We start from the raw sequence: 15,389 nt of genomic DNA, 5'->3' as shown, positions 1-15,389 counted from the left end.
CCGACGCGGACCCCCGCGAGCGCGAGCGGTTCGACGGCCGCGGCCCAGTCCGTGGCCAGCGCGGGTGCGGCGGTGTGGTCGCGTCTATCCGGCACCGCCGCAACCGATGTCGCGAGCGCCGCGTCGGCGACCGTCCTGGTGAGCGGGCCGATGGTGCGGCCGAGATACGGCGGCACCACCGGGATGCGCCCGAAGCTCGGCTTGAAACCGACCACGCCGCACCAGCCCGCGGGCAGCCGGATCGACCCGCCGATATCGGTGCCGTAGTGGATCGGTCCGTACCCGGCGGCGGCCGCCGCGCCCGCGCCGGAGCTCGAGCCGCCCGGATTCCGTGCCAGGTTCCACGGATTGCGGGTCGTGCCATGGAAACTCGACAGACCGCTGGAGGACATCCCGTAGTCGGGCATGGTGGTCTTGCCGACGATGATGCCCGCCGCCTCGCGAATCCGGTCCGCCGTGGGGCTGTTCGCTTGGGCGGGTGTGAGATCGGTGGCCGCCGAGCCCAGCGGCGTCGGGCAGCCCGCGGTCTCGATGTTCTCCTTCACCGTGAGCGGAACGCCGTCGAGCGCGCCCGCGGGCTCGCCGCGCCGCCAGCGCTCAGCGCTCGCGGCGGCCTCGGCGCGCGCGTCCTCGGCGTAGCGGGTGTACAGGGCGTTGATGTGCGGTTCCCACCGCTCGATCCGCGCGAGCACCGCGTCGACGGCCTCGACCGGGGAGAGCGTCTTGGCGCGGTAGCCTGCCAGGAGGTCGGTGGCGGGTAGATCGGCCGGGTCGGTCATGCGAACTCCTCTCGCACGCCACCGTTTTCGATCAGTGGCGATGTGCCGCCTCGTACCACCGGTGCGGCACGGACCAGTCCCAGCATTCCACCGATTGCCCGTCGGCCGGGTTCTCGCGCGCCCACTCCAGGTAGCAGCGGGCCGATCCGCCTGCGCACGCGCCGCAGAGAATCAGGCCACGCAGCAGGTAGCGCCACAGCGCACGGTGGGAGATGCGTCGCCGCATTGCGACCTCCTTCAAGCAAGAGCCTCAGGTGACGGACGATACCGGCGGGTCGTGCGGCGTGGACCGGAATCGCCGGGTCTGTCTCGGCACGAGGGAAACTCGGCCGCGACACTTGCTTGGAGTGCACTCCAGGTGACTACCGTGGTCGCATGAGCAAAGTTTGGTTCATCACCGGCGTTTCCCGAGGATTCGGCCGCGAATGGGCACTCGCGGCGCTGGAGCGCGGCGACAGTGTCGCAGGCACCGCACGCGACCTGAGCACGCTCGACGACCTGGTCGCCAAGTACCCCAGCACTTTTCTGCCGATCCAGCTGGACGTGACCGATCGGGCGGGCGACTTCGCCGCGGTCCGGCAGACGGCCGAGCGCTTCGGGCGGCTCGACGTGGTCGTCAACAACGCGGGCTACGGGCAGTTCGGCATGATCGAGGAGCTCACCGAGGACGAACTGCGGGCGCAGTTCGAGACGAATGTCTTCGGCGCGCTGTGGGTCACCCAGGCCGCGGTGCCGATCCTGCGCGAGCAGGGCAGCGGCCATATCATCCAGGTGTCCAGCATCGGCGGGATCTCCGCCTTCCTGAACCTCGGCGCCTATCACGCGTCGAAGTGGGCGCTGGAGGGGTTCTCGCAGTCGCTCGCGCAGGAGGTCGCGCCGTTCGGCGTGCACGTCACCCTGATCGAGCCGGGCGGGTTCGGCACCGACTGGGCCGGTCCGTCGTCCAAGCACGCCACGCCGAATCCGGCCTACGACGCGGCGCGCGAGGCCACGGCCGCGCAGCGTGCGAAGGCGCGCAGCGGCGATCCGGCCGCCACCCGCGACGCCATTCTGGCCGTGGTCGACGCGGACGAGCCGCCGCTGCGGATCTTCCTCGGCGAGGCGCCGCTCGCGATCGCCACGGCCGACTACGAGTCCCGGCTGGCGCTGTGGCGGAAGTGGCAGCCGGTTTCGGTTGCCGCACAGGGAGATTGACGTCTCGTCGGGTTCCCTGCGCAACGCAAAAGCCCCGCACCCTGGAGGGTGCGGGGCTTTCTACGCTCTGTCGATCAGATAGCGCGGACGTCCTGGGCCTGCGGCCCCTTCTGTCCCTGCCCGATCTCGAACTCCACGCGCTGTCCTTCTTCAAGGGACTTGAATCCCGAGCCGGACACGGCGGAGTAGTGAACGAACACGTCAGCGCCGCCACCATCTTGCGCGATAAAGCCGAAGCCCTTTTCGCTGTTGAACCACTTCACACTGCCTTGAGCCATTGCTTTACTTCATCTTTTCTGTAGATGAGCCAGACAAATCACATCGATAAGTCCGATCTCACTCGTCCAGAGTGTCATGGATCGGCGAGAAAGCCCATCAAATTTCCCAGTATGTGAGCTAACCGACACTCTTCGGTTCAACTCCCGCACGTCTAGGCCGAATGATTATACACCCGAATGCGATTGGCGCAGGGTGGCCGAGTTGTGTTGCGGGCGTAGGACTTTGGCCGCCGAGGCAGCCACCAGGCAGAAAGCCGCGGGCAGCAAGAGGGTGATGTTGAGCGGCGCGAGGTGGGTCAGCGGCCCGATGAGCGCCGGACCGGCCAGGACGCCGAGGTAACCAAGGCCGGCTACCCGAGCGACGTTGGCACCGGCGGCATTTCGATCGGCATGGCCCGCGGCGCTGAAAAGCTGTGGGACGGAACCGGACATGCCGATGCCGAAGACGGCCCAGCCGATCAGTGCCAGCGGGATCCACGGCGAGAGCGCCGCCGCCGTCATGCCCAGCGCGGCCACGCCCCCGCCGTAGCGTAGGACGGCCACCGGGCCGAAGCGGGTGGCGACGCGGTCGGCGACCAGTCGGCCGACGGTCATGGCGGTGGCGAATGCGCCGTAGGCCAGGGCCGCGGTGGCGGCGGGGGCCGCGAGCACGTCGCGTAGGTGCAGGGCGCTCCAGTCGTTGGCGACACCCTCGCACAGCATCAGCAGCAGCGCGAGGACGGCGAGCAGCCAGATGCGTCGCGGCGTCGCCTGTGCGGTCTCGGAAACCACTGCGGGGCTTTTTGTTTCGGACCTCAGCAGAGCGGGTGCGGCCAGCGCCGCGCAGGCGAGGCCGAGCAGCGCCGCCACACCGAGCGCGGTCCCGGGACTCCACCCCCAGCTGAGCGTGCGCGCGCCGATCAGCGCGGCCAGCACACCGCCGAGGGAGTAGGTGGCGTGGAACGCGGACATGACCGAGCGCCGATACCCGTGTTCGACCTGCACCGCGTGCGCGTTCATCGCGACGTCCAGGCAGCCGTTGCCGAAGCCGAGCACGAGCAACGCCACCCCGAGCGTCCACACATTCGCGGCCAGCCCCGGCGGGACGACGGCGACCGCGCACAGCGCCGCGCTCGCCGGGACGACCAGGCGCGCGCCGAATCGATCGGCGAGCGGCCCGACCAGCCGCATCCCCACGAAGGCGCCCGCGCCGAGCAGCAGCAACAACCAGCCGAGCGTCGGGTGCTCGATACCTGCCCGGCGCTCGACGACCGGAATGTGGACGACCCACATCCCCATCAGGAACCCGTTCAACGCGAAGAAGACGAACGTGGCCAGTCGAGCGGCCCGCAACGATCTCTGCATGCTCACGAACATAACGAACAGAGACCATGTTCGAAACATTGACTTTCGAACACAGAAGATGTTGTATTTCGAGTGTGGTGAGCGCAGACCGACTGAAACAGATCACCGATGCCGTGCGCGAAGCGGGACAGCTCGGGGTGGCCGAACTGGCCGAGCGCACCGGCGCGTCGGAGATGACCATCCGCCGCGACCTCGAGACGCTGGCCGCGCAGGGCGTGCTCGAGCGCTATCGCGGCGGCGCGCGCACGCTGCTGCTGCGCGGCGACGAGCCGCCGTTCGCGCTGCGCGCCCACGAGGGGCTGGAGTCGAAGCGGCGCATCGCCGCCGAGGTCGCCGGGTTGATCGTCGACGGCGAGTCCGTGGTGCTGGACAGCGGCACCACGTGTCTGGAAGTTGCTCGCGCGCTGGCGAATCGGCGTCTGACGGTCGTGCCGCTGTCGCTGCACGCCGTGCACGAGCTCACCGGCGCGCCCCAGTTGACGCTGCTGGTACCCGGCGGCAAGCCGCGCGCGGGGGAACTCGCGCTGACCGGCCCACTCACCCTGTCCTCGTTGGCCGCATTGCGTTTCGACACCGCGATCCTCGGCTGCTGCGGGCTCGGCGCGGCCGACGGGCTCACCGCGCACGACCTCGACGACGCCGCCGTCAAACGCGCCGCGATCGCGTCGTCGCGCCGGGTCGTCGTCGCCACCGAGGCCGCGAAGCTCGCACGCACCGCCCTCGCCTTCGTCGCCCCCATCACCGACCTACACGCGGTCGTCACCGACTCGACTGCCTCGCCCGACGACACCGACGCGCTGACCGCCGCGGGCGTCACCGTGCGACGGGTGTGAACAGCGCGCTAGCTCATACGATCTCGAGGTCGTAGGTGGCCTCGGTCCAGAAACCGCCCGGTTCGTACTCGCCGCCGAGGGTGAGGATGTAGTCGCCGCGGCTGAGATCGTCGAGGCTGCACCACAGTCCCCAGGCGTTTGCCCGGTAGCGCCCGGGCGGTCCGAACGGACCGTCGGGATCCGCCTCGATGAGAAACGGACTGCGATTGGCGACTTCGCGCAGCGGCAGCGTGACGCCGTTCAGTTCGGCGTGGCCGCTCGCCGTCGGCACCTCCGGAACGCGCCTGCCGAACAACGACGACCGCTGCAGAATGTTGAAGGCGGGGAAGAACAGCGGGCGACCGTGCGGCACGGTGCATTTCCGGTTCACCTTTCCGCCGAACGTGCCGGCGAGAAACCAGACGTCCGCAGGCTGGCCCACCGCCGCGAACTCGCCGGTCTCGTCGCTCACCGGATTGCGGTCGGTGGGAATCGCCATGGCCCACTGCCACCACCGAGCCGCCAGCTCAATGTCCCTACTGCGCATAACCACCCACCTTGATCATCGAGCCTTGAACCTGGTCAGGATAGCCACCCGCGGGTGACAGCGGGCCAGTCGAGCGACACCGGCGCCGAGGCCCGAATATGCCCTGAGGTTGCCCCGTTTGAGCGCGACGGCCCCGGGTAGCTCGGGGCCATGACTGTGAGAACGACACATCGCGCCCCTGGGCCGCGGATGGCGCGGGGCACAGCATCCTACGATTCTGTGACCGACTTGCTCGCCGCCGCCGCGGTAGTGATCATCGACTCGGTCGGCGCGACCGCGACCGCGAGCCTCGGCATCATCGCGGCGCTGGTCCTGATGCTATGAACCGCTAGACCTCCCTGTTCGCCAGGTGGCCGCCCGTTCACCACGGCGCATGGACGTGTTCACATCGTGTTTACGATGTCCGAATGCTTATTCACGACGCCCCGGGCAGCCCGCCGCCACCCGCTGAGCCAACGGGTGCCGCGCGGCCGAGGGATCGTCGGGTCACGGCCGCCTGGTGCGGTATCGCGGCCGCGGTCCTGGTGCTCGTGGCGGGCGAGCTCGTGGCGGCGCACATCGACGCGCTCGGCCCGCTGACGAGTCTGGCCTGGGACTACGTCGGCAGGCCGAAGTCGGCGACCACGCCGTGGGCGGGTTTCCTGCTCGCGCTGGTCGGCGTCGCGACCCGCGTCCGGGTGATCGCGCTGGCCGCCGCGGTCGGCATCGACCTGATCTTCGTGATCATCCGGGCGATCGAGGGCAGGCTGTTCACCGTCGGCAACGGCCCCACCATCGTGCTCACCGCGCTCGCGGTGCTCGCCGCCTGGCAGTGGTCCGGCGAGCGACGCCGAACGGCGTTGCGCGCCATCGCCTTCGGCGCGCTGCTGATCCTCGCGACGAAGGTCGGCGAGATCTGGCTGGACATCACCGCGTGGGCCTGCCCGACGGTGCTCGACCCGTACGCGGAGCTGGCCGATCACGCGCTGGGCAATCCCTCCTGGGTCGTCGGGCATCTGCTCGACCTCGCCGGGCCCGTGCCGCTCGGCGTGGTGCGCTGGGTGTATTTCGAGCTGCCGGTCGCGGCCATCGTCGTCGCCGTGTGGCAGCTGCGCAACGTCACCGCCGGCGTGTGGCCCCGGCACCATCTCGTGCGGACGTTCCTCGCCCTGGGTCTGATCGGCCCGCTCTGGTACGTGGTCTTCCCCGTGGTCGGCCCGGTCTTGGCCTTCGGGCCGCAGGGTCACGGGCTCGAACTCGCCGACGTCTGGCCGGATATCGTTCCGCCGCTGCCGTTCTCGGTCGGGCCGATGCCGTTCGACGACATCACCCCGCGCAACTGCATGCCGTCGCTGCACACCGCCTGGGCGCTGTCGCTGTTCATCCACTCGCGCCGCGGTCCGCTGTGGCTGCGCGTCGGCGGCGCGTTCTGGCTGGTGTGCACGCTCATCGCGACCCTGGGCCTCGGCGCGCACTACGGTGTCGATCTGGTCGCGGGCGCGGCCCTGTGCCTGACCGTGGAATCCGCGCTGCGCGAGCCGGATCGGGGCTGGGATAACCACCGCGTCCGCGTGGTCGCGCTGGGCGTAGTCACTTTCGCTACTACTCTGCTGTCGACCCGCTACCTCGCCCCCACCATGGCCGACTACCCCGTGCTGTCCGGGCTCGCCCTGCTCGGCCTCCTCTCGGCCTTGGCGATCACGTTCTACCTGACCTGGTTCGCCCCCACCCGCAAGTCGGCGAAAGCCGAACGCGCGCTGGTGAGTTCGACGCCGCGCTGACCCGCGATCGCCGTTCTGGCGAGATCGCGACGTCCGATAGTGGAAGTAGTGCCCGATGTTCTGTGGGCTTGTTCCGCTGTGGACGCCGACGTTCACTGGTCTTGATTCTGTCGAGTCGAGACGAGTGATCGTGAGATCAGTGCTCCGCTGGCCGGCGCGCCGCCTATGCCCACGGTTGCGGGGTTGGAGGTGCTGTGGCCGGGCAGCGTGGGACGACACTGGTACGGATACTGGGCGACAGGGCGCGGGAAACGCCTGCGCGCGTGGCCTATACGTATCTGTCCGACTCCGGGACGCCGGAGTCTCTGACCTACTACGAGATCTACGCCGCGGCGGCGGATCTGGCGACGAAGGTGCGCGCGGTCGGCGCGCCGGGCGACCGGGTGCTGATCGTCTCGGTGTTCGGGCCGCACTTTCTGACCTCGTTCTTCGGCTGCATGCTCGCGGGCCGCGTTCCGGTTCCGGTCGCGAATCACCAACCGGGAGCGACATTCTCGGACATGTCCGCCTTCGCGGCGCTGGCGCTCGACTGCGCCGCCTCGGCGATTCTGGCGCCCCGGTCCGTGCTGGCGGAACTGCGCGCCGCGAGCGCGGAGTACCCGCCGCTGGCCCGCCTCGCCTGGCTCGCGGGCGACGAACCGACCGGCGAGGCGCTCGCGGATCCGCTCGCGTCGGACCCCGACGGTATCGCCTTCCTCCAGTACACCTCCGGCTCGACCCGCGCACCGCGCGGCGTGCTGGTGAGCCACGCCAACCTGACGCACAACCTCGGCGTCATCGAGCACGCGTTCGGGCACACGCCCGACAGCAAGGGCGTCATCTGGCTGCCCGCGCATCACGACATGGGGCTCATCGGCGGCCTGCTGGAGCCGCTGTACGCGGGCTTCCCCGTGGTGTTGCTGTCGCCGGAGGCGTTCATCCGCGACCCGCTCACCTGGCTGCGGGCCGTCTCCGAGCACGGCGGAACGACCAGCGGCGGCCCCAATGTCTGCTACGACTACAGCGTCCGGCGGGTCTCCCCCGAGGACGCCGCGACGCTGGACCTGAGCCGGTGGGACGTCGCGTTCGTCGCCGCCGAACCGATCAATCCGCGTGCGCTGCAACGCTTCGCGGACCACTTCGCACCGAGCGGATTCCGGCCGGAGAGCTTCCTGCCCGGGTACGGGCTGGCGGAGTCGACGCTGTTCGTCAGTGTGACCGAGCGCGGCGCCGGGGTGCGCTCGACGCAGCGGGCCGGGCGCGAAGTCGTGAGCTGCGGCGTGGTCTCTGGCGGCGACGCGATCATCGTGGACCTGGCGGGTCGCGAACGGCTGGAAGACGGTGAGATCGGGGAGATCTGGTTGACCGGGCCGAGCGTGGCGGGCGGGTACTGGGGCAAGCCGGCGGAGACCGAGGCGGCGTTCCACGCCACACTGCCCGGCGATCCGGCCGTCTATCTGCGCACGGGAGATCTCGGCTTCCTGCGCGGGAACGAGCTTTCCGTGACCGGCCGGGTCAAGGAACTGATCATCATCCGCGGCCGCAATATCGCGCCGCAGGACATCGAGTGGTCCATCGAGACACAGCATCCGGCACTGCGCCGCGGTCGCTGCGCGGCGGTCGGGCTCGACGTCGACGGGGCCGAGGCGCTCGCGGTGCTCCTGGAGGTGGACGCGAGCAAGCTCGACGTCACCCTCGACGAGCTGGAAACCTCCATCCGGCACACCATCTCGCGCGACTACGGCCTCGACACCCACCGCGTCGCCTTCCTCTCCCCCGGTCGGTTGCCGAGGACGACGAGCGGAAAGGTGCAGCGGCTCAAGGCGAGAGACATGTTTCTCATGGACAACGAACAGGGCGAGCCGTCGGTGCTCGAACGGCTCACCCACTGGCTGGCCGACCAGACCGGCGTCGAGCCCGCAGCACTGGATCCCGGCAAGCCGATGACCGCGCTCGGCCTGGATTCGGTGAAGGGCAGCGAGTTCGGCGTCTACGTCGAGCGCGAGTTCGGGTACCGGGTGTCGGCGGAGAAGATCTTCGAAGGGCTGACGATGACCGACCTCGCGGCCGCCATCGCCGGGTACAGTGCCGCCACGAGTAAGCCGATCCGGGCCGCCGAGACCACATCCGGCGTGCCTAGCGAAACCTCTGCCGCGCCAGTCGAATTCAGCCTGTTCTTCTTCGCCAGCGACGCGGAAGCGGACAAGGCGAACCGTTACGGACTGTTCCTCGACTGCGCCGAGTTCGCCGACCGGCACGACTTCCGCGCGGTGTGGGTGCCGGAGCGGCACTTCCATCGTTTCGGCGGCCTGTTCCCGAATCCGGCGGTGCTCGGCGGGGTGCTGGCGCGCACCACCGAGCGGATACGCATCCGGGCGGGCAGTGTCGTTCTCCCGCTGCACGATCCGGTGCGCGTCGCCGAGGACTGGTCGGTGATCGACAACCTCTCCGGCGGCCGGGTGGACATCGCGTTCGCGACCGGCTGGAACCCGGACGACTTCGTCTTGGCCCCGGCGGACTACACCGATCGCGAACAGGTGATGCTGTCCGGCGCGGACAAGGTCCGGCGGCTGTGGCGGCGCGAGGCGGTCGAGCTGCCGAACGGCAAGGGCGAGCGCATCGAGGTGCGCACCTTCCCGCCGCCGGTCCAGGCGGAACTGCCGACGTGGATCACCTGCAGCGGCGGGGTCGGCCGGTTCGAACAGGCAGGGGAGCTGGGCGCCAATGTGCTCACCGCGCTGCTGTTCCAGGACGTCGCCGAGCTGCGCACCAAGATCGAGGCCTACCGCAAAGCCCGTGCGGCGCACGGCCACGATCCGCAGACGGGTCACGTCACGCTGATGTTGCACACGTTCCTCGACCCCGACGAGCAGGCCGTCCGGCAGGTGGTCGAGCGGCCGTTCAAGGAGTATCTGCGCGACTCGGTCGACCTGTGGCGTCGCGGCGCGGAACCGTTGAACAAGCTGAGCGCGGACGAGCAGGATCGCGTGCTGGACTACGCCTTCGCCCGCTACTTCCACACCGCCGCCCTGCTCGGTACTCCGGACCGCGCCGTCGAGCTGATCGAGGAGCTGGCCGCGGCGGGCGTAGACGAGATCGCCTGTCTGGTCGATTTCGGCGTCGACGAGGCGCGGGTGCTCGGTGGACTGCGCCACCTTGCCGATCTGCGAAACAGGTGGCCCGGCAACGGAACTCGGGCCCTGCCGGAGTCCGTCGTCGGTCGCGAGGAGCAATCGGAGCCCGTCGTCCGTCCCGAGGAGCAACCGGATCTCGGCGCGTCCATTCGCAATCGGCACGCGCTAGCCCACCGCAACAGCGGCGGCGTGCTCGCCAAGGCCCGCGACTTCGAACTCGCCCGCCGCCTGCGCGAGGCCGACCTGTTGCCGTTCTATCCGGACCTCAGCGACTTCGACGGCGCCACTTGCCGTTACGAAGGCCGCGAGCTGATCATGCTCGGCTCCAACAACTATCTCGGCCTCACGGCCGACCGCCGGGTCAGAGAGGCGACGGCGGCCGCGGCGCTGCGGGACGGCCCGAGCGTCACCGGTTCCCGGCTGATGAACGGGTCGACCTCGGCGCACGGCACCCTCGAACGCGCGCTCGCCCGCTTCCTCGGTCGGCCGGACGCCTTGCTGTTCACCACCGGCTACCAGGCGAATCTCGGCTTCCTGTCGGCCTTCATGGGCAAGGGCACCGTGCTGGTGGTCGACGAACAGTGCCACGCCTCCATCTACGACGGCGCGGCCATCGGCGGCTGCCGGCTGATCCAGTTCCGGCACAACGACATCGGGGATCTCGACCGCAGGCTGCGCACGGAGGCGCGCGGGCTGCCCGCCATGGTCATGGTCGACGGCGTGTACTCGATGTCCGGGGATATCGCGCGGCTGGCCGAGATTCGCGAGGTGTGCGACCGGCACGACGTACCCCTGGCCGTCGACGACGCGCACGGCCTCGGGATGGTCGGCGCGACCGGGCGGGGCGTAGAGGAGGAGCTGGGCCTGTCCGGCGCGGCGGACATCCTCACCGGCACCTTCTCCAAAAGTTTGGCCTCGGTCGGCGGCTGGCTGGCCGGTCCGCGCGATCTGATGGATTGGGTCAGGTATTACGGTCGCGCCCAGTTGTTCTCGGCCTCGATCCCGCCGCCCGCAGTCGCCGCCGCCGCGGCCGCCCTCGGCATTCTCGAGTCCGAGCCCGCACGGGTGGCGAGGCTGCGCGAGCTGTCCGCGTACTGGCGGAAAGGGCTGTCGGACTTGGGCTTCGACACCGGCACGTCGCGCACGACCATCGTGCCGGTGTTCATCGGCGACGAACTGCGGTGCCTGCGGTTCGCCAAAAGCCTGCTGAACGAGGGTGTTTACGGAAACTGCGTCCTCGCGCCCGCGGTGCCGGCGGATCGGGCGATGATCCGCACCACCGTCACCGCGGTACACGAGACGCAGCACCTCGACCGCGCGCTCGCCGTGTTCGCCAAGGTAGGGCGGGAGTCAGGGGTAATCGGCTAGCGAGCCCCTCAGAGGTCGGAGAGCTCGGCGACGAGATCGTCCAGGCCGAGGGAGCCCTGCGACAGCGCCGCCATGTGCCAGGCCTTCAAATCGAAGGCCGCGCCGTGCCTTTCGGCCGCGGCGGCCCGGCCGCGCAGCCACGCGCGCTCACCCAGCTTGTATCCGATCGCCTGGCCGGGCCAGCCGAGGTAGCGCACGAACTCGCTGTCGAGATGCTCCGGCGGCAGCCCGCAGTAGCGGCCGAAGAATTCGCGCGCGTTGTCCGGGGTCATGCGCTCGCCCGGCCGGTACGGGGAGTCGGCCGGGTAGTCGAGACCGCAGTGCATGCCGATGTCCAGGATGACTCGGAGCACCCGCAGCACTTGGGCATTGAGGTAGCCGAGGCGGTGGCCGGGGTCGGTGAGGTGGCCGAGTTCGTCCATCAGGCGCTCGGCGTACAGCGCCCATCCCTCCAGATTGGCGCTGACGGCGCCGAGGCTGACCTGATAGGTGGACAGCTGGTCGGCCAGGTAGGTCCACTGCGCGACCTGGAGGTGGTGACCGGGGACGCCCTCGTGGTACCAGGTGGAGACCAGGCTCCACACCGGGATTCGGGCGGGGTCGAGCACGGGCAGCCACGTGCGGCCCGGCCGAGTGAAGTCCAACGACGGCTCGCTGTAGTAGGGCGCGGCCGCGCTCCCCGGCGGCGCGATCATCGACTCGACCCGCAGCAGTGGCTCGGCGAGATCGAAATGGGTGCCCTGGAGATCGTTGATGGCGTTGTCCATCAGCCCTTGCAGATAGCGGCGGGCGCTCTCGGGACTGTCGTGCGCCGGCCCTTCCTCCTCCAGCCACCGCATGGCCGCTATCGGAGTCGAGCCCGGCAGCACCCGTTCGGCCTCGACGCGCATCTGGGCGTCCACCTCGCGCAACTGTTCCCACGCCCAGCCGTACGCCTCGTCGAGGTCGAGGTCGGCGCCGTTCCAATAGCGGGCCCAGCGCTGGTACCGTTCCCGGCCGGCCGTATCGGGAGCGTCGATTGCCTTCGGGCCGTACACCTCTCGCAACCAGTCGCGCAGCTCCGCCACGGCGGCGGTCGCCGCGACCGCGGCCGAATCCAGTTCGGCGCGCAGCGATTCCGGGGCCGCGGCGACGAAATCGCCGAACCAGCCGCCCGGCCTGTCGCCGGCGATCCACTCGTCGAATTGTGCGGTCACGGCGGTGACCTGCCGTGGCCCGGACAGCAGCCCGCGGTCGACGCCCTCGATCAGCGTCGACCGATACTGGGCCAGCGCGACCGGCACCCGGTTCAGCCTGCGGCCGACGGCGCGCCACTGCTCCTCGGTCTCGGTCGGCAACAGGGTGAACATGTCGCGGACCTCGTGCACCGGGGAGGCCAGGTTGCGCAGCGAGCGGAAGTGCTCGCCCGCGTCGTGCACGGCCAGTTCGGCGGTGAGGCGCTCACGGAACAGCTTGGCGCAGCGGCGTTCCGCGGCGTCCTGGTATCCCTCGGCGGGCTCGGCGGCGTCGAGCTCGGCGAGGGCGGACCTGGCGAGGGCGGCGGCGGCTTCGAGTCCGGCCGGGGACAGGTCCGGGAGCCGGTCGTCGTCGAGGTTGCGTCCGAGCCGGACCGCGATCAGCGGGTCGTGCTCGGCGAGGGCGTCGACATACGCGTCCGCGATGCCGCGCGCCGTACGCACAGGAGTCGAATCTGTTGTGGTCTCATCCATCTCACCGACTCTGCTGGAAAGCGCGGCCTTTCACAAGGTCAACCGCGGCCGTAGAGCAGGCGGGCGAGTGCGGCCAGCACGCGATTGTCGAGCGGGCGGCGAGTGAACGTGGTCGTCCGCACCGGGCTCGGGAAACGTTGGCGGGTAATGGCTTTGGCGGCGGTCCACTCGCGCAGCCCATCCGGCCCGTGAATGCGGCCGAAGCCGGAGGCGCCGACGCCGCCGTACGGCAGCGCGGGCACCCCGGCGTAGGCGACCACCGAGTTCACTGACGTCATGCCGGATCGCATGCGCCGCGCCAGTTCGACGCCGCGCGCGCCGGCGAAGACCGCGCCGCCGAGACCGAAACCGGTGGCGTTCGTTTTGTCGAGGGCCTCTTCCATATCCGAGACCTTCGCGATCACCAGCACCGGGCCGAAGGTCTCCGCGCGGACGACGAGCGCGTCCTCCGGCACGTCCACGAGGATCGTCGGCTGGATGTAGCGCTCGCCGATGCCGTCCAGGCCGCCGACGAGCGCCCTGCCGCCCCGCTCGAGCGCGTCGGCGATCTGCTCGCGGACGACCTCCACCTGCTCCGGCATGGTGATCGGGCCGATCGGTTGTCCCGCACCGGCTTTCAGGCTCGCGGTGCGGGCGACGACCTCGGCTACGAACGCGTCGTAGACCCGCTCGTGGACGTACGCGCGCTCGACCGAGATGCAGACCTGCCCCGCGTTGCTCATCGCACCCCACACCGCCGCGTCGGCCGCCGCGGCGAGATCGGCGTCCTCGTCGACCACCATGGCGTCGGAGGCGCCCGCGTCCACGAGCACGGGCGTGAGCGTCTCGGCGCAGGCGGCCAGCACCTTTCGCGCGGTCGGCACCGAGCCGGTGAAACTCACCTTGTCCACGCCGGAGCGGCACAGCGCGGCGCCGGTCTCGTCGGCGCCGGTCACGGTCTGGAACAGTCGCTCGTCCCCGGCGACCCGGCCGAAGCTCGCGGCCAGCCACTCCCCGATCTTCGGCGTGTACTCACTGTGCTTGAGCACCACGGCGTTTCCGCCCATGAGCGCGTACGCGGCGGTGCCGACCGGGCCGAAGACGGGAAAGTCCCAGGGGCCGAGGATGCCGACGACGCCGAGCGGCCGATACTCCAGCCGCGCCGACTGATTCACCATGAACGGTCCCGAGGGCACGCGGCGCGGGCCGAGCACCTTGCGCGCGTTCTTGGCGGCCCAGTCGATGTGCTGGGCCGCGACGATCACCTCGATCGTCGCGTCCGCCCGCGGCTTCCCGTTCTCCGCGTGCACCAGCTCTTCCAGCTCCGCGCGCCGCTTGATCAGCGACGCGCGCCACGAGATCAGCACTCGCCTGCGTTCGTCGAATCCGACGTCGGCCCAGGCCTTCTGGGCCTCGCGGGCGCGGCGGACCGCCGCGGCGACGTCGGCCGGGGAGCTGACCGGGTAGGAACCCAGCACCTCGCCGTTCTCCGGGTTGAACGACGCGAAGGCTTGCCCGACGGTGGCGGCGAACCGCTCCGCGGGCACACCTGACTGTCCATCGACCACGCACCGAGTCTTATCGACCGCCGGGTGGTGCGAAAGACGTCATTCGCGGGGGCTCACCCGCAGACCGCGCCGTTGGACGCCGACCCGACCAGCTTCGAGTACTTGGCGAGCACGCCTCGGGTGTAGCGCGGCGGCAACGGTTCCCAGCCCTGCGCGCGGCGCGCGAGTTCGGCGGGGTCGATCAGCAGATCGAGGGTGCCCTGGCCGACGTCGAGGCGGATCTGGTCGCCGTCGCGCACGAACGCGATCGGGCCGCCGTCGACCGCCTCCGGCGCGACATGCCCGACGCACAGTCCGGTGGTGCCGCCGGAGAACCTGCCGTCGGTGAGCAGCAGCACGTCCTTGCCGAGCCCGGCGCCCTTGATCGCCGCGGTGATGGCGAGCATCTCGCGCATGCCGGGGCCGCCCTTGGGCCCCTCGTAGCGGATGACCACCACGTCGCCCGCCGCGATGGTGCCGTCCTCCAGCGCGTCCATCGCCGCCCGCTCGCGATCGAAAACCCTTGCGGTGCCGGTGAAGACGTCGGAGTCGAAGCCCGCCGACTTGACCACCGCGCCGCCGGGGGCGAGGGTGCCCTCGAGGATGGTGATGCCGCCGGTGGGGTGGATCGGCTCGGTCATAGCGCGCACCACCTTGCCGTCGGGGTCCGGCGGCGCGATGTCGGCCAGGTTCTGCGCGACCGTCCGGCCCGTCACGGTCAGGCAGTCGCCGTGCAGCAGGCCGGCGTCGAGCAGGGCCTTCATCATGACCGGGACGCCGCCGACGCGGTCCACGTCCGTCATCACGTGCCTGCCGAACGGTTTGACGTCGGCGAGGTGCGGCACGCGGCGGCCGATCCTGGCGAAATCGGCGAGCCTCAGGTCGACGTTCGCCTCGTGCGCGATGGCGAGCAGGTGCAGCACGGCGTTGGTGGAGCCGCCGAAGGCCATCACGACGGC

Annotated in this window: 12 protein-coding genes; 4 read left to right on the top strand and 8 right to left on the bottom strand. The window is 70.1% G+C overall.

Going from position 1 to position 15,389, the window contains the following annotated elements:
- Positions 1–779: amidase family protein (locus tag ON39_RS37275; RefSeq protein WP_040741195.1), on the bottom strand; the 779-nt coding region annotated here is incomplete at its 3' end.
- A gap of 31 nt (positions 780–810) precedes the next feature.
- Positions 811–1,005: a hypothetical protein gene (locus tag ON39_RS37270; protein WP_040741193.1), complete on the bottom strand. Its 195-nt coding sequence runs from the start codon at positions 1,003–1,005 to the stop codon at positions 811–813.
- A gap of 149 nt (positions 1,006–1,154) precedes the next feature.
- Between ON39_RS37270 and ON39_RS37265 the strand changes: the two genes are divergently transcribed.
- Positions 1,155–1,973 (top strand): SDR family oxidoreductase, encoded by an 819-nt coding sequence (locus ON39_RS37265; RefSeq protein ID WP_040741192.1) that lies wholly within the window; start codon positions 1,155–1,157, stop codon positions 1,971–1,973.
- Positions 1,974–2,047: 74 nt separating this feature from the next.
- Here ON39_RS37265 and ON39_RS37260 read toward each other — a convergent pair whose 3' ends face one another.
- Together ON39_RS37260 and ON39_RS37255 are read right to left on the bottom strand one after the other, a co-directional pair.
- A complete protein-coding gene (locus ON39_RS37260; protein ID WP_040741190.1) occupies positions 2,048–2,251 on the bottom strand; it encodes a cold-shock protein in 204 nt (67 codons plus the stop codon).
- A 165-nt stretch (positions 2,252–2,416) separates the two neighbouring features.
- Positions 2,417–3,595: an MFS transporter gene (locus ON39_RS37255; RefSeq protein WP_051187590.1), complete on the bottom strand. Its 1,179-nt coding sequence runs from the start codon at positions 3,593–3,595 to the stop codon at positions 2,417–2,419.
- 77 nt (positions 3,596–3,672) lie between these two features.
- Here ON39_RS37255 and ON39_RS37250 point away from each other — a divergent pair, with 77 nt between their 5' ends.
- Positions 3,673–4,428, top strand: a complete 756-nt coding sequence (locus tag ON39_RS37250) for a DeoR/GlpR family DNA-binding transcription regulator (protein WP_211336386.1) — start codon at positions 3,673–3,675, stop codon at positions 4,426–4,428.
- Positions 4,429–4,441: 13 nt separating this feature from the next.
- On the opposite strand, the gene ON39_RS37245 is transcribed toward ON39_RS37250, so the two are convergent.
- Positions 4,442–4,954: a hypothetical protein gene (locus ON39_RS37245; RefSeq protein WP_063713447.1), complete on the bottom strand. Its 513-nt coding sequence runs from the start codon at positions 4,952–4,954 to the stop codon at positions 4,442–4,444.
- 407 nt (positions 4,955–5,361) lie between these two features.
- Here ON39_RS37245 and ON39_RS37240 point away from each other — a divergent pair, with 407 nt between their 5' ends.
- Positions 5,362–6,714: a phosphatase PAP2 family protein gene (locus ON39_RS37240; protein WP_051187588.1), complete on the top strand. Its 1,353-nt coding sequence runs from the start codon at positions 5,362–5,364 to the stop codon at positions 6,712–6,714.
- 194 nt (positions 6,715–6,908) lie between these two features.
- Positions 6,909–11,195 (top strand): MupA/Atu3671 family FMN-dependent luciferase-like monooxygenase, encoded by a 4,287-nt coding sequence (locus ON39_RS46820; RefSeq protein ID WP_083894922.1) that lies wholly within the window; start codon positions 6,909–6,911, stop codon positions 11,193–11,195.
- Positions 11,196–11,203: 8 nt separating this feature from the next.
- Here ON39_RS46820 and ON39_RS37220 read toward each other — a convergent pair whose 3' ends face one another.
- The 3 genes from ON39_RS37220 to ON39_RS37210 form a co-directional block, all read right to left on the bottom strand.
- Positions 11,204–12,904 carry a DUF885 domain-containing protein gene (locus ON39_RS37220; RefSeq protein ID WP_040741185.1) on the bottom strand — a complete coding sequence of 567 codons (1,701 nt, stop codon included), beginning with the start codon at positions 12,902–12,904 and terminating at the stop codon, positions 11,204–11,206.
- A gap of 38 nt (positions 12,905–12,942) precedes the next feature.
- Positions 12,943–14,451 carry an aldehyde dehydrogenase family protein gene (locus tag ON39_RS37215; RefSeq protein WP_083894921.1) on the bottom strand — a complete coding sequence of 503 codons (1,509 nt, stop codon included), beginning with the start codon at positions 14,449–14,451 and terminating at the stop codon, positions 12,943–12,945.
- A 53-nt stretch (positions 14,452–14,504) separates the two neighbouring features.
- On the bottom strand, positions 14,505–15,389 hold an 885-nt coding region (locus tag ON39_RS37210; protein WP_040741183.1), incomplete at its 5' end, for a dihydroxy-acid dehydratase domain-containing protein.

This window comes from Nocardia tenerifensis NBRC 101015 (genome assembly GCF_000308715.1).
Classification (GTDB): domain Bacteria; phylum Actinomycetota; class Actinomycetes; order Mycobacteriales; family Mycobacteriaceae; genus Nocardia; species Nocardia tenerifensis.
Note: the sequence above shows the minus strand (reverse complement) of the source record. Positions and strands in the feature narration are given on the sequence as shown.